Source organism: Pseudomonas alliivorans, from assembly GCF_017826695.1.
GTDB lineage: Bacteria > Pseudomonadota > Gammaproteobacteria > Pseudomonadales > Pseudomonadaceae > Aquipseudomonas > Aquipseudomonas alliivorans.
Window position 1 is genome coordinate 15,596 of the sequence record NZ_JAFFZW010000004.1, and the last position, 17,415, is coordinate 33,010.

The 17,415-nt window shown below is 61.7% G+C and carries 18 protein-coding genes and 1 pseudogene; 9 read left to right on the forward strand and 10 right to left on the reverse strand.

Annotation, left to right across the window (positions count from 1 at the left end; all coding sequences use genetic code 11):
- Nucleotides 1-79: 79 nt before the first annotated feature.
- Nucleotides 80-217 (reverse strand): annotated as a pseudogene (locus JTJ32_RS12560) (response regulator); the annotation flags it as partial.
- 260 nt (nucleotides 218-477) lie between these two features.
- Between JTJ32_RS12560 and ggt the strand changes: the two are divergent.
- Nucleotides 478-2,205, forward strand: coding sequence for a gamma-glutamyltransferase (gene ggt / locus JTJ32_RS12565; RefSeq protein ID WP_210042232.1), 1,728 nt, complete (start codon nucleotides 478-480; stop codon nucleotides 2,203-2,205).
- A gap of 99 nt (nucleotides 2,206-2,304) precedes the next feature.
- On the opposite strand, the gene phnE is transcribed toward ggt, so the two are convergent.
- Genes phnE through JTJ32_RS12585 form a run of 4 tightly spaced genes read right to left on the reverse strand, consistent with a single transcriptional unit; the run spans nucleotide 2,305 to nucleotide 5,538 of the window.
- A complete protein-coding gene (gene phnE / locus JTJ32_RS12570) occupies nucleotides 2,305-3,072 on the reverse strand; it encodes a phosphonate ABC transporter, permease protein PhnE (protein WP_210042233.1) in 768 nt (255 codons plus the stop codon).
- Entirely contained in the window at nucleotides 3,069-3,896 is an 828-nt protein-coding gene (locus JTJ32_RS12575; RefSeq protein WP_210042234.1) for a PhnE/PtxC family ABC transporter permease, read from the reverse strand. The genes phnE and JTJ32_RS12575 overlap by 4 nt, the downstream gene beginning before the upstream one ends.
- Nucleotides 3,890-4,690, reverse strand: coding sequence for a phosphonate ABC transporter ATP-binding protein (locus tag JTJ32_RS12580; RefSeq protein ID WP_210042235.1), 801 nt, complete (start codon nucleotides 4,688-4,690; stop codon nucleotides 3,890-3,892). The genes JTJ32_RS12575 and JTJ32_RS12580 overlap by 7 nt, the downstream gene beginning before the upstream one ends.
- The gene (locus JTJ32_RS12585; protein WP_043305147.1) at nucleotides 4,687-5,538 is read right to left on the reverse strand and encodes a putative selenate ABC transporter substrate-binding protein; all 852 of its coding nucleotides are present in this window, start codon (nucleotides 5,536-5,538) and stop codon (nucleotides 4,687-4,689) included. Before JTJ32_RS12585 ends, JTJ32_RS12580 begins: the two co-directional genes overlap by 4 nt.
- 235 nt (nucleotides 5,539-5,773) lie before the next feature.
- Between JTJ32_RS12585 and selD the strand changes: the two genes are divergently transcribed.
- Both selD and mnmH read left to right on the forward strand, forming a co-directional pair.
- On the forward strand, nucleotides 5,774-6,808 hold the full coding sequence (gene selD / locus JTJ32_RS12590; protein ID WP_184321412.1) for a selenide, water dikinase SelD: 1,035 nt from the start codon (nucleotides 5,774-5,776) through the stop codon (nucleotides 6,806-6,808).
- Nucleotides 6,808-7,914, forward strand: a complete 1,107-nt coding sequence (gene mnmH, locus JTJ32_RS12595) for a tRNA 2-selenouridine(34) synthase MnmH (protein ID WP_210042236.1) — start codon at nucleotides 6,808-6,810, stop codon at nucleotides 7,912-7,914. Before selD ends, mnmH begins: the two co-directional genes overlap by 1 nt.
- A 40-nt stretch (nucleotides 7,915-7,954) precedes the next feature.
- Here mnmH and JTJ32_RS12600 read toward each other — a convergent pair whose 3' ends face one another.
- On the reverse strand, nucleotides 7,955-8,842 hold the full coding sequence (locus JTJ32_RS12600; protein WP_210042237.1) for a LysR substrate-binding domain-containing protein: 888 nt from the start codon (nucleotides 8,840-8,842) through the stop codon (nucleotides 7,955-7,957).
- A gap of 99 nt (nucleotides 8,843-8,941) precedes the next feature.
- Here JTJ32_RS12600 and JTJ32_RS12605 point away from each other — a divergent pair, with 99 nt between their 5' ends.
- Entirely contained in the window at nucleotides 8,942-9,706 is a 765-nt protein-coding gene (locus JTJ32_RS12605; protein ID WP_210042238.1) for a sulfite exporter TauE/SafE family protein, read from the forward strand.
- Here JTJ32_RS12605 and JTJ32_RS12610 read toward each other — a convergent pair.
- Complete coding sequence (locus tag JTJ32_RS12610) at nucleotides 9,660-9,995, reverse strand: putative quinol monooxygenase (RefSeq protein ID WP_099226443.1); 336 nt, start codon at nucleotides 9,993-9,995, stop codon at nucleotides 9,660-9,662. The genes JTJ32_RS12605 and JTJ32_RS12610 overlap by 47 nt on opposite strands.
- Nucleotides 9,996-10,185: 190 nt before the next feature.
- On the opposite strand from JTJ32_RS12610, the gene JTJ32_RS12615 reads away from it, so the two are divergent.
- Both JTJ32_RS12615 and JTJ32_RS12620 read left to right on the forward strand, forming a co-directional pair.
- Entirely contained in the window at nucleotides 10,186-10,767 is a 582-nt protein-coding gene (locus tag JTJ32_RS12615; protein ID WP_210042240.1) for an NADPH:quinone oxidoreductase MdaB, read from the forward strand.
- A 41-nt stretch (nucleotides 10,768-10,808) separates the two neighbouring features.
- Nucleotides 10,809-11,705, forward strand: a complete 897-nt coding sequence (locus JTJ32_RS12620; protein ID WP_210042242.1) for a LysR substrate-binding domain-containing protein — start codon at nucleotides 10,809-10,811, stop codon at nucleotides 11,703-11,705.
- 48 nt (nucleotides 11,706-11,753) lie between these two features.
- Here JTJ32_RS12620 and JTJ32_RS12625 read toward each other — a convergent pair whose 3' ends face one another.
- The gene (locus JTJ32_RS12625; protein ID WP_210042495.1) at nucleotides 11,754-12,995 is read right to left on the reverse strand and encodes a TIGR03862 family flavoprotein; all 1,242 of its coding nucleotides are present in this window, start codon (nucleotides 12,993-12,995) and stop codon (nucleotides 11,754-11,756) included.
- A 63-nt stretch (nucleotides 12,996-13,058) separates the two neighbouring features.
- Nucleotides 13,059-13,976 carry a histone deacetylase family protein gene (locus JTJ32_RS12630; protein ID WP_210042243.1) on the reverse strand — a complete coding sequence of 306 codons (918 nt, stop codon included), beginning with the start codon at nucleotides 13,974-13,976 and terminating at the stop codon, nucleotides 13,059-13,061.
- A gap of 118 nt (nucleotides 13,977-14,094) precedes the next feature.
- Between JTJ32_RS12630 and JTJ32_RS12635 the strand changes: the two genes are divergently transcribed.
- The 3 genes from JTJ32_RS12635 (at nucleotide 14,095) to JTJ32_RS12645 (ending at nucleotide 16,244) form a co-directional block, all read left to right on the forward strand.
- Nucleotides 14,095-14,664, forward strand: a complete 570-nt coding sequence (locus tag JTJ32_RS12635; protein WP_099226439.1) for a GNAT family N-acetyltransferase — start codon at nucleotides 14,095-14,097, stop codon at nucleotides 14,662-14,664.
- Between the two features lie 123 nt (nucleotides 14,665-14,787).
- On the forward strand, nucleotides 14,788-15,657 hold the full coding sequence (gene tesB, locus JTJ32_RS12640) for an acyl-CoA thioesterase II (protein WP_099226438.1): 870 nt from the start codon (nucleotides 14,788-14,790) through the stop codon (nucleotides 15,655-15,657).
- Nucleotides 15,654-16,244: an HAD family hydrolase gene (locus tag JTJ32_RS12645; protein WP_180274226.1), complete on the forward strand. Its 591-nt coding sequence runs from the start codon at nucleotides 15,654-15,656 to the stop codon at nucleotides 16,242-16,244. The genes tesB and JTJ32_RS12645 overlap by 4 nt, the downstream gene beginning before the upstream one ends.
- Nucleotides 16,245-16,423: 179 nt before the next feature.
- Here JTJ32_RS12645 and JTJ32_RS12650 read toward each other — a convergent pair whose 3' ends face one another.
- Nucleotides 16,424-17,413: an alpha/beta hydrolase gene (locus JTJ32_RS12650; RefSeq protein ID WP_210042245.1), complete on the reverse strand. Its 990-nt coding sequence runs from the start codon at nucleotides 17,411-17,413 to the stop codon at nucleotides 16,424-16,426.
- Between the last annotated feature and the right edge of the window lie 2 nt (nucleotides 17,414-17,415).

Sequence of the window (17,415 nt, forward strand, 5' to 3'; positions counted from 1 at the left end):
AACCTTCGGCTTTCACGGCACCGAGTCTGACCGTTGAGCCGTCGCGTCGTACCAGCGTGCCGGTGCGGGCGGCAAAGCTCATGCCCGCCGCGTCTTCGGCCGTGCGCACCTCGAACAGATGACGTCGCAGGTACACCGCAAGCGGGTCGCGGATCTTGCGATGATCATCCACCACCAGAACGCGTGGGGTCGGGCGAGATGAAGTTGACGCGCACATCATGATGGTCCTGCGGCACGGGCTGGAGAGGCTGTGGATGATGCTCATTGGTGGCGCGATCTTATCCCATTCACGCTCCGGGTGCTGGATGACGTGTGTTTGGTCTTTTGCGCTAGGTAAACGCTTCAGGACCCGCTACTTTGGTCAGGTTCGACCACCGCAAGGATGCAGGTACACCTTGGGGAGGTAGTGCAGCGCCACTGCCCTTCACGCGGGCAGTGGGTATCAAACGTCCCGGATTCAGGAAGAAGAGACTGCTCATGAAGTTCGAACCCCTCGCCAGATCGCTGATTGCGACGGCACTGATTGTTGCGTATTCCCCCACTTTTGCCGCTTCCCAGGCGCCGGTCGCCGCAGAGAACGGCATGGTCGTGACGGCCCAGCACTTGGCCACCCACGTTGGCGTCGATGTACTCAAGGACGGCGGCAACGCCGTCGATGCCGCGGTTGCAGTCGGTTACGCGTTGGCGGTGGTTTATCCCGCAGCCGGTAACCTGGGCGGCGGCGGTTTCATGACCGTCCAGTTGGCCGATGGCCGCAAGACCTTTATCGACTTCCGCGAAAAGGCTCCGCTGGCCGCTACCGCCAACATGTACCTGGACAAGGAAGGCAATGTCATACCGGACCTGAGCGCCAAAGGCCATCTGGCCGTCGGCGTGCCCGGTACCGTTTCAGGCATGGAGCTGGCGCTGAGCAAATACGGCACACGCAAGCGCGAAGATGTGATTGCCCCGGCGATCAAACTGGCTGAAGACGGGTTCACCCTGCGTCAGGGCGATATCGACATGCTGCACACCGCGACCGACGTGTTCAAGGCGGACATGGCCGATTCCGGTTCGATCTTCCTCAACAAGGGCGAGCCGCTGCAGGTCGGCCAGAAACTGGTGCAGAAAGACCTGGCCAAGACCTTGCGTGAAGTGTCCGAGAAGGGCAGTGACGGTTTCTACAAAGGTTGGGTCGCCAAGGCGCTGGTCGACTCCAGTCAGGCGGGCAAGGGCATCATCACCCAGGCTGACCTCGATCATTACAAGACCCGTGAACTGGCGCCCATCGAATGCGACTACCGCGGTTATCACGTGGTGTCGGCACCACCACCGAGCTCCGGCGGCGTGGTCATCTGCCAGATCCTGAATATCCTGCAGGGCTACCCGATGAAAGAGCTGGGCTTCCGTTCGGCGCAGGGCACGCACTATCAGATCGAAGCCATGCGCCACGCGTATGTGGACCGCAACAGCTATCTGGGCGACCCGGATTTCGTCAAGAATCCTATCGAGCACTTGCTCGATCCTGCCTACGCCGACAAACTGCGTGCTGCAATCGATCCGCAAAAGGCCGGTGATTCGAACAGGATCAAGCCGGGTGTTGCGCCACATGAAGGCAGCAACACCACGCACTACTCGATTGTCGACAAGTGGGGCAACGCGGTCTCGGTGACCTACACGCTGAACAACTGGTTCGGTGCAGGCGTCATGGCCAGCAAGACCGGCGTCATCCTCAACGACGAGATGGACGACTTCACCGTCAAGCCCGGCGTGCCCAACATGTACGGTCTGGTGCAGGGCGAAGCCAATGCCATCGCGCCGGGCAAGACGCCGCTGTCATCAATGAGCCCGACCATCGTTACCAAGGATGGCAAGACCGTGATGGTCGTCGGTACGCCAGGCGGCAGCCGCATCATCACCGCGACCCTGCTGACCATGCTCAACGTCATCGACTACGGCATGAACATCCAGGAAGCGGTCGATGCGCCACGTTTCCACCAGCAATGGCAGCCGGATACGACCAACCTGGACACCTTCGCGGTCAGCCCGGATACGTTGAAGATCCTCGAAAGCTGGGGCCACAAGTTTGCAGGTCCGCAGCCCATGAACCATGTGGCAGCGATTCTGGTGGGTGCGCCGTCGCTGGACGGCAAGCCGGTCGGCAACAACCGCTTCTACGGCGCGAATGACCCGCGTCGCAATACCGGGTTGTCGTTGGGGTATTGAGTCCGGAGGGTTCGCGGCGAGCAAGGGGTTGTGTCTGTATGTCTGACACACGGCTTACTCGCCGCACACACCGCACTGTGGGAGGCGTATCTCTGGTAATCAGTTACGCACCCACCGTTGACGGCTCCAGCCGCTCAGCGCATCCACGGCAAATACCAGCACCAGCATCGCAAGGATGACGGTACTGGCCTGTGCTTCCTGGAACAGGCTGAGGCTGACATAGAGCATCTGTCCCAGACCGCCCGCGCCGACGAAACCCAGAATGCTTGCCATGCGTATGTTGTTCTCCCAGCGATACAGGGTGTACGCCAGCAGTTGCGGCCAGAGGTTGGGCAGCGTGCCGTAGCAGAACGCCTGCCATGCGCTGCCACCCTGCAGACGAATCGCAGCGGCGGGTTCCGGTGCAGTGTTTTCCAGCGCTTCGGCGAACAAGCGACCCAGCACGCCCGTGGTGTGTAACGCGAGTGCCAGCGTACCGGCGTTGGGGCCAAGCCCTGCGGCCAGCACCATCAGCACGGCCCACACCAGCTCTGGAATGGCCCGCAACGCATTGAGCAGCAAACGGCTCAGACTGCGCATCGGCCAGCCCAGGCGACCTGCGGCGGGCAGGGCCAGCAATAATCCGCCGATCACCGACAGCAGCGTGCCGAGTGCCGACATCGCCAGGGTTTCCAGCGCGCCCTTGCCGATGGCCTGCAAGTGACCGGCGCTCAGGTCCGGACTCATGAATCGCAGGGCATAACGGCCCATCTGCGTCAGGCTTTCAGGGCTGCTCAGGCTGAACAGGTCCATGCCCAGATAAACGAACGAGCCAACCACCGCCGCAATGATCGCGATCAATAACAGCCAGTTGCCAGCCCGTCTCATGTGAATCTCCCGCGCAGCAGGCGGCTCAACTGATCGGCCAACAGCACCAGTACCAGAAAGGTCAGCAGCATGCTCGCCACTTCGGCACCGGCGAACATGCGCATCGACAGGTCGATCTGTTGACCCAGACCACCCGCGCCGACGAAGCCCATCACCACCGACGCGCGGACTGCGCATTCCCAGCGATACACCGTGTACGAGGTCAGTTCTGCCGCAGCATTGGGCAGGATGCCGTACGCCAGCGCGGCAAATCGTCCGCTGCCCGCCTGCATCAGGGCATGGGCCGGGCGTTGATCAACGGACTCGAAAATTTCGGCGTAAACCTTGCCCAGCATGCCCGCGTAGGTAATGGCGATAGCCAGCACACCCGCCGTCGGTCCCAGCCCGACGGCGCGCACGAACAGCAGCGCCCAGACGATTTCCGGCACGCTGCGCAGGAAGATCAGCAGGCCGCGCACCGGCCAGCGCAGGCATTGACCGAGCCAGCCGGGCCGTCCTGCACGTGAGGCGGCCGACAGGGACAACGCCGAACTCGCCAGCAGGCTTGCCGGTATGGCCAAAACCAGCGCCAACGCCATGCCTGCCGTGGCAATCGCCAGGGTCTGCAACGTCGCGTCGATCAACAGTGAGAGAAATTCAGGGTCATGGGCAGGGGGCCAGAAACCGGCCACGAAACCGCCCATGGTCCGGGCGTTTTCCGGTTGCAGCAAAACGGTGGGATCGAGTTCAGCCAGACGGATGCCCGGCCACAGCAGCGCGACCGCCAGCAACGCCATCATCAGGCGCGGTATGGCGGCCGGGTCGCGTCGATCACGACTCAGCATCGTGGCGTCCAGGGCGCAGTGGCAGGTGTTTCGGTGGTGGCCAGTGTGCTCAGCTGTTCGTTGGCGTAAAGCGTATCGAGGTGTTCCCGGCTGACTTCGCTGGCGTTCAGGTCGAAATGAATCTGCCCGTCCCGCACGCCGATGATGCGCGGAAAATGCGCCAGGGCCAGCTCAACGGCATGCAGGCTGGCGACCAGCGTCACGCCGTGTTCAATGGCGTGCTGACACAGCAGCGCCAGCGTGTGGTCCGCCAGGCGCGGGTCCATCGCCGACACCGGCTCGTCCGCCAGCATCACTTCCGGGGCCTGATACAGGGCACGGGCGATACCGACCCGTTGCAGTTGCCCGCCGGACAACTGCTGGCAGCGCACGAACAGCTTGTCCGCCAGATCCAGACGCGCGAGCACGTTGCGCGCGCCTGGCACGTCGAGTGGGTGCAACAGGTTGAGCAGCGACTTGCACAGCCCCCACTCACCGAGCTTGCCGGCCAGCACCGCTGTCACCACGCGCTGGCGCGGCGGCAGAGGCGGGGCCTGATGGATCAGCGCAATACGACGGCGCAATTGCTGACGCTGCCGACTGGAAAGCTGCCAGGGACTGCTCCCCAGTATTTCCAGTTGCCCCGCGCTGGGCCGCAGAGCGCCGGCCAGCAGGTTGAGCAGCGTGGTCTTGCCCGCCCCGGACGGACCGATGACCGCCACCCGCTCGCCCTGCGCGATGCTCAGTTCCAGGCCCCTCAGCGCGAGCGTACCGTTACTGTGGCGCAGGTCTGTCCCGGACAGGCGCAGCGTCATTTCAGCAGGTCGGCAGCGCGGGCAGCCTCTTCGATGCCCTTGTAGTTTTCCGGTCTGGTCTCGATGAAGCGGCTGGCTGCCTGCAGATCAAGAATCGCTTTCTGCTCCGGGTTGGCCGGGTCCAGGTCCAGGAACGCCTGCTTGATTTTCGCCGCCAGGCCCTTGTCCAGCGTGCCGCGCACGGTCCAGTTGTAATCGAAGTAGGTCGGCGTGGTGGCGAAGACGCGCACCTTGCTGGTGTCGACCTTGCCGTTGGCGACCAGCTTGTCCCACACGCTGGCATTCAGCACGCCAGCATCGACCTTGCCCGCCTGAACCCAGGCCGCAGTGGCGTCATGCGCGCCCGAATAGGCAACGCGGCTGAAGAAGGTTTCCGGCTTGATGTCTTCCTTGAGCATGAAGTAGCGCGGCATCAGGCTGCCGGACGTGGACGACACGGAGCCAAACGCGAAGGTCTTGCCTTTCAGGTCCGCCAGGCTTTTCACGTTCGGATCGGAGGTGATGAATTTGCTGGTGAACTGCGCGTCCTGCTCACGCTGTACCAAGGGCACGGCATTGCCGGTCTTGAGGTTGACCTGCACGAAGGTGAAGCCGCCCAGCCAGGCCATGTCCAGACGGTCGGTGGCCAGCGCTTCGACCACCGCCGGGTAGTCGGCAACCGGAACGAACTCGACCTTCATGCCCAGTCGCTGCTCCAGATAGGCACCCAGCGGCTTGAACTTGCGTAGCAGTTCGGTCGGTGCTTCGTCGGGAATGGCCGACACGCGCAGCACATCGGCCGCGTGGCTGGTCAGTGCGGTAAAGGACAGGGCGAGGCCGGCGGCGAGCGCCAGGGTACGCTTGAGCATGAAAGTTCTCCGGTTCAATAGCGGAAAAAACGACAAGGCAAAGCGACTCTGGCCAGGCAGGCACGCTTCGATGGATTCGGTACTGGAGCGCGCGATTATAAGAGGCGCGGCGAGAAAGGCCAGTTCGGCAGGCGCATGGTGCTGAAGGCATGACCGAACGGCGACGGCGTTTGCGCTGAAACCGCAACAGACCCTAGACTCCGCAGCCTGTTTCCCCGTTACCGAGAGTGTCGCGATGAGTGAGCCAATCCGCCTGACCCAGTACAGTCACGGAGCTGGGTGTGGCTGCAAGATTTCCCCCAAGGTGCTGGACGTGATCCTGGCCGGCAGCGGCGCGCAGAACCTGGACCCGAACCTGTGGGTCGGCAACGCCTCGCGTGACGATGCCGCTGTCTATGCGCTGGACGATGAACGCGGCGTGGTGTCGACCACCGACTTTTTCATGCCCATCGTCGACGATCCCTTCGATTTCGGCCGCATCGCCGCAACCAACGCAATCAGCGACATCTATGCGATGGGCGGTGATCCGCTGATGGCCATCGCCATCCTCGGCTGGCCGGTCAATGTGCTGCCGCCTGAAGTGGCCCGCGAGGTGATTCGCGGCGGCCGTGCGGTCTGCGATGCCGCGGGTATTCCGTTGGCGGGCGGACACTCCATCGATGCACCCGAGCCTATTTTCGGCCTGGCCGTGACCGGCGTCGTGCAGAAGAAACATATGAAGCGCAACGATACGGCGCTGGCGGGCTGCAGGCTGTACCTGACCAAACCCTTGGGCATCGGCATTCTCACCACCGCCGAGAAGAAGGCGAAACTGCGCGAGCAGGACGTCGGTCTGGCGCGTGACTGGATGTGTACCCTGAACAAGCCCGGCAGCCGCTTCGGCAAACTGGCCGGCGTGATGGCGATGACTGACGTCACCGGTTTCGGTCTGTTGGGCCATCTGGTTGAAATGGCCGATGGCGCAGGGCTGACGGCGCGTCTGGATTACGCCGCCGTGCCGCGTTTGCCCGGTGTCGAGCATTACATCGCCGAAGGCTGCGTGCCGGGCGGTACGTTGCGCAACTTCGAAAGCTACGGCGACAAGATCGCATCGCTCAGTGACGCGCAGCGCGACCTGTTATGCGATCCGCAGACTAGCGGTGGTTTGCTGGTGGCGGTCACCCCGCAAGGCGAAGCGGAGTTTCTGGCAGCGGCTGCCGAGTCGGGCCTGCAACTGAAGCCTGTCGGCACCCTGCTTGAGCGACAGACCCACGCCGTCGAGGTGTTCTGATGGCCGACAACAGCAGTGATTACCGCGCTCTGTTTCTCAACGATGTGCCAATGATGGATGCCCGGGCGCCGGTGGAGTTTTCCAAGGGCGCGTTTCCCGGCGTGATCAACCTGCCGCTGATGACTGACATCGAACGGCAAAAGGTCGGCACCTGCTACAAGCAACATGGGCAGGAAGCGGCGATCAAGCTGGGCCATCAACTGGTCTGCGGGCCGGTCAAGGATGAGCGCGTCGAGGCGTGGCTGGCGTTCGCCAAAGCCAACCCGAATGGCTACCTGTATTGCTTTCGTGGCGGGCTGCGCTCGCAGACCGTGCAGCGCTGGCTGCAGGAGGCGGGTGTCGATTATCCGCGCATCATCGGCGGCTACAAGGCGATGCGGACCTTCCTGCTCGACACCCTGCACGACGCGGTGACCGAGTGCGATTTCGTGGTGCTCGGCGGCATGACCGGCACCGGCAAGACCGAGGTCCTGCCTCAACTCGCCAACAGCCTTGATCTGGAAGGCATCGCCAACCACCGTGGTTCCAGCTTCGGCAAACGGGCGACCGGCCAGCCGGCGCAGATCGATTTCGAGAACCGTCTGGCCATCGACCTGCTCAAAAAGCGCGCCGCCGGTATCGAGCAGTTCGTGCTGGAAGACGAAAGCCGTCTGGTGGGCAGCTGCAACGTGCCGCTGGAATTGCACCAGACCATGCAGGACTGCTCGATGGTCTGGCTGGAGGACAGTTTCGAAAACCGGGTCGAGCGTATTCTTCGCGATTACGTGACCGACCTGTGCGCCGAGTTCATCAGCCTGCATGGCGCAGACACCGGTTTCGACCTGTTTGCCGAGCGCTTGCTGCAAAGCCTGAAAAACATCCACAAGCGCCTTGGCGGCGAGCGTTTGCAGCGACTGCAAGCCATCATGCAGGACGCGCTGGACGAACAGCGACGCAGCGGCAAGGTCGATCTGCATCGTGGCTGGATCGAAGGTCTGCTCGGTGAGTACTACGACCCCATGTACGCCTACCAACGCGAGCACAAGTCCTCACGTATCGAGTTCGCCGGGACCCAGAGCGAAGTGGTTGCATACCTGCGCGAGCGCAAGGCAAAAGCGCGGCCGTGATCGTTCCCCGCGCATCTGCGGGTGATGTGACTCGGATCAATCAGTGTCGCTGCTCCAACGCATCCAGCAGCGCCCTGGCGTAACCGGGCAGGGCATTGAAATCAGCGGCGCAGAGCAGCAGTTTGCGGTCGGCCCAGAGATCGCTCAATCGCACTGCGGCAAAGCGCAGTGGACGGGTCGCACGGTCCACTGCGGCCTGCGGCACGATACCCAGTCCGGCGCCGTGGGCGACCATGCGCAAGACGCCATCAAACCCTTCGGCACGCACCCGGATGCGCATGCGCTTGCCCATGTGCAACGCCTGTTCTTCAATATGAATGCCCAACGCGCTGTTGACCGACAGGCCGACAAACTCCTCATCCAGTGCCTGTGCAAAGCTGACACGGGTCAGCTCGCCCAACGGATGGTCAGGCGGCATGACCAGTGTCAGCGGATCATCCCGGAAGGGCAGGGTTTGCAGATCGCTGGCGTCTACGGCGTCGGAAATGATCCCGACATCCGCCGTCCCATGACGCAGCGCGTGCAGGATGCGCAGGCTGGTCTGTTCCTGAATGTCGACATCAATGTTGGGATACGCCACCAGAAAATCCGCCAATCGTTCCGGCAGGTGCTCGCTCAGCGTTGAGGTGTTGCACAGCAGCCGCACCTGGCCTTTGAAACCCTTCGCGTAGTCCGCCAGATCGAACTGCATTCGCTCGACCTGTTGCAGGATCACCCGTGCATGCTGCGCCAGCGCCTTGCCCGCAGGCGTCGGCGTCACGCCACGTCGGCCTCGTTCAAGCAATGGCGCCTGCAATGACGCTTCCATCGCCCGAACGCGCGCGCTAGCCGATGGCAGTGACAGATGACTGCGCGTTGCGGCGGCAGTGATGCTGCCGGTCTCGATCACGTGCTGAAAAAGACGCAGGTCGGTGAGGTCGAAGTGCATGTAAAGACAATCCTTGGCTGATCAGCCTCTGTCCATGCCAGAGGCTGGCTGAGTATAAGCCAGATTTTCAACAGGCTCCTGAAGACCCAGAATCGCGTCATGAATACACTCTTCGATACGTATCAAACGCTGGGTGCCGGCCTGATCGCTCTGGTCTTCGGCACCTTTCTGCTGGCAGGCACCGTCAAAGGTGTGATTGGCCTCGGCCTGCCGACTGTGTCCATGGGCTTGCTGGGGCTGGCTATGCTCCCGGCGCAGGCTGCCGCCTTGCTGATCATTCCGTCCATCGTGACCAACTTCTGGCAACTTGCGACGGGCGGGCACTTCGGCGGGTTGATTCGGCGTCTCTGGCCGATGCTGGCGATGGTGTTCGCAGGCACCTTGGCCGGTTCATTCTGGCTGGGCATGAACGGCGATCATTCCATGACGCAGGCATTGGGCGGGGCGCTGCTGCTGTATGCGCTGAGCGGGTTGTTCCTGCCGATGCTCAAGGTGGCTGCGACGACCGAGCGCTGGCTGGGTCCACTGTGCGGCCTGCTCACCGGCGTCATCACCTCGGCGACGGGTGTTTTCGTGATTCCTGCCGTGCCGTATCTACAGGCACTGGGCCTGGAACGTCATCAGCTGGTGCAGGCTCTGGGGCTGTCGTTCACGGTCTCGACGCTGGCGCTGGCCATCGGTCTGTCCTCGAACAACGCACTCGGCAGCAGTGAACTCGGTGCTTCATTGTTGGCGCTGATCCCGGCCCTGCTGGGTATGCTGATCGGTCAATGGCTGCGAGAGCGGATCAGCGCCGCCGTGTTCAAGCGCACCTTCTTTATCGGGATGGCGCTGCTGGGGCTGCACTTGCTGATGAAGGGCTGAGCATGTCGATGCGGCGAATCTGGAAGTCGCTGACCAGATACTCAAAACGCTTCTCGTACAACGCGGTCATGTGCGGCTGCGCGGAATGAACGTCCAGGTCCTCTTTCGACGCCCAGACCTCGAAGAAGATGAACAGCGTCGGATCCTGATGATCGCGCAGCATGTGGTATTCGATGCAGCCCGGCTCGCTGCGGCTCTGTGCAACGTAAGAACTGAACAGCGCTTCGAACTCGGCTGACTTTTCCGGGCGGGTGTGGGCGTGAAGGATGAAGCCGTAAGGTGTGGGCATTGAGGCATTCCTCTGCTGAAGTGCTCGCATTCTAAGTCAACAATAGCGTCATCATTCGTGACTTCTGAGCAAAAGTGATTTGCCTTTCCTCTGCTTATTCATAAGCCACTTCGTCTTTATTCTTCTCCCCATCGATTAATGACGGGTTCCGCCAATACATAGGGCAGGGCCGAGCATCCAGAGGTCTGGCATGAAAAAAATATTGTTTCTCAACGGTGGTAAACAGTTTGCTCACTCGGACGGCCGCTATAACGCGACCCTGCACGACGCTGGCGTGGCATTCATGGACCGCGCCGGTTACGACGTGAAGGAAACCTTCATCGACGGTGGTTATGACGTGGCTGAGGAAGTGCAGAAGTTTCTGTGGGCCGATGTCATCGTCTGGCAAATGCCAGGCTGGTGGATGGGCGCGCCGTGGACGGTCAAAAAGTATATCGACGAAGTGTTCACCGAAGGGCACGGCAGTCTGTACGCCAACGACGGTCGCACACGTTCCGATGCCTCGCAGAAATACGGCAGCGGCGGCTTGCTGCATGGCAAGCAATACATGATTTCAGCCACCTGGAACGCGCCGCAACAAGCCTTCGACGACGCTTGCGACTTCTTTGAAGCCAAAGGCGTCGATGCTGTGTACTTCCCGTTTCATAAGGCCAACCAGTTCCTTGGCATGACCGGCCTGCCGACGTTCCTTGCAGTGGATGTGATGAAAGTGCCGAACATCGAAGCTGATGTGAAACGCTATGAAGCGCATCTGGCCAAGGTATTTGCTTGAACTGCGGTTAATATCCCCGGACTCTTGAGCGGGGAACAACAGTGAAAGCCAGGTCCGATGAGTTGCAGGTGTTCGTCTCGGTGATCGAAAGCGGCTCCATTTCCGCCGCAGCCGAGAAGATGGGGCAGACGCCGTCGGGGATCAGCCGTACCTTGTCGCGGCTTGAGGCCAAGCTTGAGACCACGCTGATCAACCGCACCACGCGGCGCATGGACCTGACCGAGGAGGGCAAGTTCTTCCTGACTCGAGCACGCTTGATCCTCGAGCAGATGGAAAGTCTGGAAGAGCACCTGATGTCTTCACGGCAGACACCGGCCGGACGTCTGCGCGTCAACGCAGCGTCGCCGTTCATGCTGCATTCGGTGGTGCCGCATGTGGCGGAGTTCAGGCAGCGTTATCCGTATATCCAGCTCGAACTGAACAGCGATGACTGGTTCATCGACCTGCTGGAGCAGAACACCGACATTGCAATCCGCATTGGCGCACTGCCCGATTCGACCCTGCATGCCCGCGCACTGGGCAGTTGCCTGCTGAACATCGTCGCCAGCCCTGCGTACCTGGAACGCCACGGCACGCCACAAACAGTCGAAGAGCTCTGCCGGCACACGTTGCTGGGATTCAATCAGGTGGAGGTGCTCAATCACTGGCCGCTGCGCCATGCCGGGGGTGATCGCTACCCGATCAAACCTGGTGTTGCGGCATCCAGTGGCGACACCTTGCGTCATCTGGCGCTGGAGGGGATCGGGATTGCCTGTCTGTCCGACTTCATGACCCACGAAGACCTGCGAGACGGAAGGCTGCTCGGCATTCTGCAAGACGCCAACAGCGGCTATCGTCAGCCGATCAACGCGGTGTACTACCGCAACTCGCAGTTGGCGCTGAGGATCCAGTGTTTTCTGGATTTCATGCAGGAGAAATTGAAAGACTACGCACAATGAGTGTGTTTGGAACAACGAACGTCCGCGTTCCGCAGTGGCGCAAACCGATCAGCGCCTGCCGCGCAACCACTCCACCATGCCCAGCCCGGCAGCCCGCCCGCTGGCGAAGCAGGCCGTCAGGAGATAGCCGCCGGTCGGTGCTTCCCAGTCGATCATTTCGCCGGCGCAGAACACGCCGGGCAGTTGCCTGAGCATCAAGCGCTCGTCCATGGATTCAAAGGTCACGCCACCTGCGGTGCTGATGGCTTCGTCGATAGGCCGTGGCCTGATCAGTCGCAGGGGCAGGGCCTTGATTGCCTGACTCAGCAGCGTCGGATCATCGAAGGCTTCGCGTGGCGCCAGTTCTCGCAGCAACGAGGCCTTGGCACCGTCGAGGCCCAACTGACTGTGCAGGTGCCTGGACATCGAGCGCGAGCCGCGAGGTTTGCTCAGGGCCTTGTGTACATCGCCCTGGGACTTTCCGGGCAGCAAATCAATCTTCACGCTCGCCGAGCCGCTGAGGTTGATCTGTTGCCGAATCTGCGCCGACAGCGCGTACACCAGACTGCCTTCCACGCCCGTTTCGGTCAGCACGCACTCGCCCAGACGCAGCGGTTGCCCCTGCAAACCCATGGCGATGTTCTTCAGCGGGGCACCGGCAAACTTGCTGCGCAGCAACTCGCTCCAGGCCGAGACCTCAAAGCCGCAATTGGCGGCCTGCAAAGGCGCGACATCCACCTGCTGCTCTTCAAGCCAGGGCACCCAGGCGCCATCGGAGCCCAGTCTCGCCCAACTGGCACCTCCGAGTGCCAACAGCGTGGCAGCCGGTTGGAGCGTCAACTCACCTTCGGGATGGGCGATGCGCAGGTGGCCATCGGCGTTCCAGCCCAGCCAGCGATGCCGGGTGTGGATGATCACGCCAGCGTCCCGCAGGCGTTTCAGCCAGACGCGCAGCAAGGGCGCGGCCTTCATGTCCGTGGGGAATACTCTGCCCGAGCTGCCGATAAAGGTGTCGACACCCAGATCGTGAATCCACGCGCACAAGGCGTCCGCGTCGAACTGGCGAAGAAGCGGCGCGATCATCGGCGAACGTTCGAAATAGCGTGACAGAAAATCAGAGTAGGGCTCGGAGTGAGTGATATTCATGCCGCCGACCCCGGCCAGCAGAAACTTGCGCCCGACCGACGGCATGCCGTCATACAGATCGACCCGAAACCCGGCCTGGCTCAGCACTTCGGCCGCCATCAGGCCAGCAGGTCCACCTCCGATAATGGCAACGGATTGAGGTTCGGAGGCAGTGAGGTCGGTCATGATCAGCTGAATATCGATGGCGGGAAAGTGCGGCATTCTACCCGAGATTTGCTGCCCGGCCTGTCACAGGCCCAGATCCTGCCAGACCCGTTGCGCGCTGTGATGCAGGATGCCGTGCCGCCGGGCCAGCGCCTGGCGGTCCTTGCTGTAACCGCCACCGATCACGCCCATGACGGGGATATCGCGACCCAGGCAATGACGCAGTACCGCCTCGTCGCGATCTGCCAGACCCTGATCGGTGAGTTGCAGATAACCCAGCGCGTCGTCCTTGTGGACGTCCACGCCTGCGTCGTACAGCACCAGATCCGGCTTGTAGATGGGCAGCAGGTAGTTGAGCAGGTCATCGACGACTTTCAGGTAATCGCTGTCGCCCATGCCCATCGGCAGCGGGATATCCCAGTCGCTCCGTGCCTTGCGGGCCGGGAAGTTCTTTTCGCAGTGCAGCGAGACGGTGATGGCGTCTTCTGTGTCGGCCAGAATGCGCGCTGTGCCGTCGCCCTGGTGCACGTCGCAGTCAAAGATCAGCACCTTGTCCACACGCCCGCTCTGCAGCAGGTACTGGCTGATCACCGCCAGGTCGTTGAAGATGCAGAAACCCGCCGGATAGTCATAGTGCGCATGGTGGGTGCCTCCCGCCAGATGGCAGGCCAGACCGTGCTCAAGCGCCTGGTCGGCAGTGAGCAGCGAGCCACCCACGGCCCGGATGGTGCGGCGCGCCAGTGCCTCGCTCCACGGCAGGCCGAGACGGCGCTGATCCTCGCGTGACAGGTCGCCGCTCAGATAACGGCTGATGTAAGAGGGATCGTGTGCCAGGGCCAGAATATCGGCCGGACACAGCTCTGGGCGTAATAATTGAACGTCGCGGGTCAGGCCGCTGTCGATCAAGTGATCGCGCAGCAGACGGAACTTGTCCATGGGAAACCGATGGTCAGCCGGAAACTCCGGGCTGTAGTCGTCGTGATAGATCAGCGGCAGGGACATTTTGCGTCCGGTCAAAGGTCGAAGCCCGATAGTGCCAGTTATGCGCCTTGTCGCACAGTTGGCTGCAACTTCAACAGATTACACTTGCGCCCGAAGATGACGGTTACGGGGGAGATCGATGGAACCGATACTCAAGCTGGACAGCGCCCGATTGCTGATGCGGCAGTGGCGCGACGACGATTTGCCTGCGTTTGCCGCCATGTGCGCCGACCCGCAGGTCATGCGATATTTTCCCGAGCCCCTCAGTCGTCTCGAAAGCGCCGCCATGATCGGGCGGATGCGCGGGCATTTTGCCGAGCTGGGTTTCGGTCTGTGGGCACTTGAACGCAAGGATAGCGGTGCATTCATCGGTTTTACCGGGCTGGGCGTGGTGGGGTTCGACGCGCACTTCACGCCCGCCGTCGAGATCGGCTGGAGGCTGGCACGCGAGCACTGGGGACTGGGCTTCGCCAGCGAAGCGGCCTGGACCGCGCTCGGTTGCGGCTTCGAGCGCTTGAAACTGGATGAAATCGTGTCGTTTACGGCCGTGAGCAATGAGCCCTCGCAAAAGGTGATGCAGGCGATCGGCATGCTGCGCGATCCTTCCGACGATTTCGAGCATCCGAACATGCAGGACGGGCACCCGCTCAAGCCGCACGTGCTTTATCGCATCAATCGCGAACAGTGGCTCAATACCCTGAAACCCTGACTGAGCCCGCCGCCTTATTTCTGTATCATTTCACTTTAATAGCGCAGGCCTTGCGGGCCTGCCGCGAACACACCGACCGTCGCTGCCGGGCGAGTGCGGGTACGTTTTGTGCGAGGAATGAACATGAGCCAAGTGCTGGATGATCTGGTTGAGCTGCTGACGCTGGAACCTATTGAAGAAAACCTGTTTCGCGGTCGTAGCCAGGATCTGGGCTTTCGCCAGCTGTTCGGCGGTCAGGTGCTGGGGCAATCGCTGTCTGCCGCCAGCCAGACGGTCGAGGAGGACCGCCACGTTCACTCACTGCACGGCTATTTTTTGCGACCTGGCGATGCCGGGCTGCCGGTGGTCTACCAAGTGGACCGTGTGCGTGACGGCGGCAGTTTCAGCACCCGTCGCGTCACGGCGATCCAGAAGGGCAAGCCGATCTTCACTTGCAGCGCATCGTTCCAGTACGACGAAGAAGGCTTCGAGCATCAGGCGGCGATGCCGCAGATCGTCGGGCCGGAAAACCTGCCTTCCGAACTTGAACTGATGCAACAGCGTGCACACCTGATCCCCGAAGCGGTGCATGACAAGTTTCTGCGCCCCAAACCCATCGAGTTTCGTCCGGTGACTGCTGAAGACCCCTACAACCCGCAACCCGGTGAGCCGGTGAAGTATGTGTGGTTCAGGGCCGATGGCACTCTCAATGACGCGCCTGCGCTGCACAAGTACATGCTGGCCTACGCCTCGGACTTCAACTTGCTGACGACCTCGCTCAAACCGCACGCCAAGACTGTCTGGCAGCGCGACATGCAAGTGGCCAGCCTCGATCACTCATTGTGGTTCCACAACGACCTGCGTGCTGACGACTGGCTGCTGTATGCCATGGACAGCCCGTGGGCAGGCAACTCCCGCGGTTTCTCGCGCGGCAGCATCTTCAACCGCGCCGGGCAACTGGTTGCTTCGGTCAGTCAGGAAGGGCTGATCCGCCATCGAAAGGATTGGGCATGACGCTGCATGACATTCGCCACTGGGTGTTCGACATGGACGGCACGCTGACCGTCCCCGTACACGATTTCCCGGCCATCAAGCGCGAACTGGGCATCCCGCAGGACGCCGATATTCTCGGCCACCTCGCGGCATTGCCTGCGGCCGAGTCCGCCGCCAAGCACGCCTGGCTGCTGGAGCACGAGCGTGAGCTGGCCTTGGGTTCGCTGCCCGCCGACGGTGCTGTCGAACTGGTCCGTGAGCTGGCGGCTCGTGGTTATCGCCTGGGCATCCTGACGCGCAACGCGCGCGAGCTGGCGCACATCACGCTGCAAGCCATCGGCCTTGCCGACTGCTTTGCGGTAGACGACGTACTGGGACGCGACGAAGCGACACCCAAGCCCCATCCGGCCGGCCTGTTGAAACTGGCCAGTGCGTGGGACGTGGAGCCGAAGAGGATGGTGATGATCGGCGATTATCGCCACGACCTGGATTGCGGCCGGGCAGCGGGTGCGAAGACTGTTTTGGTAAACCTACCGGAGAATCCATGGCCTGAGCTGGCGGACTGGTACGCTGTGGACTGCGTGGCATTGCGCGGTATGTTGAATTGACAGGCGGCTTCATCGTCCGCGCCAGGCACATGCGTTTATCTGAATGAATGCAGAACCCGTGGGCGGCGGCTTGCCGGCGATTCAGTTTCTCGGGCGACCCTTGAGTGCCTGAACTGACGCCATCGCCGGCAAGCCGCCTCCCACCGTTTGAGTTGAGTTCACTTCGGGTGTGCTACCCATCAAAACGGCTTGAACAGCACCGCCTGGCCTTCAGGTGACGTAAAAATCCCGTCGCCGTTATGGCCGACCTTGGGCACGACCACCAGACGCTGATTCAGGCCTTCCGGGTGGCGTTTCTGCAGGTAGCTGAAGTAGTTCTGGCCGCGGATCAGGCGATAGGCGCCCTGGGCTTCAGCCGCGCATGTCTTGTCGAGTGCCGGATGGTTGCGATCGGTGTCCAGTTCGCCAAGCAGGTAAGTGACGTCACGCTTCACGTAACCTTTTTCGATATCCGCCGGTTTTTCCTTGCCTGAATAGAACGGCATCTTGTTGAGGCCGTATTTCCAGTCATTGAAGTTCGGGCAAGCCTGTGCCGTCACAGACTCAGGCCGCTCGGCATCGAAGTAGGCATAGGACGACGGGTTGGCAATCACGTAGCGCAGCTTCACGCCTTCGCGGGTCAGCAGGGCATCTTCCTTGCCACCGATCATCGCGTAGCGCTGCACCACCTGCGCGCCGCCGGAATGGCCGGCGATCACGATTTCCTTGAGGTTGGGAAACAGTTTGCTGTCACTCAGGCGCTTGAGGATGTGGTCCAGCACCAGAAACGAGCTGATGGGCTTGGGATCGCTGGCGGTCGCGCCTTCCATCCAGCTGTTCTGGCGCCAGCGCAGGATGTTGTCGGACAGGTGATGAGCGACGACGTCTTTTTCATCCAGAAACTGCGGCGCAATCAGCAGCGTCTTGCTGCGCTCCTTCGACTGGTTGGCGGCACGCTCGATGCTGCGCAAGTAAGTCTGTGCATTGCGCAGGCGACCGTGCAGCACGATCACCACACGCTCGATTTTCGGTTTTGGATGAACCCATTCCTGGCTGAGCCCCAGTGTTGCCTCGGCGCCGTTGATGGCCAGACGGTCCGGGCTGATCGATTTAACCGCTTGATCCTCGGCATGAGCCCCGAGGCTCACGAAGGCAGTGCTTAACAACAGGACCAGAAGCGGTTTAATCATGT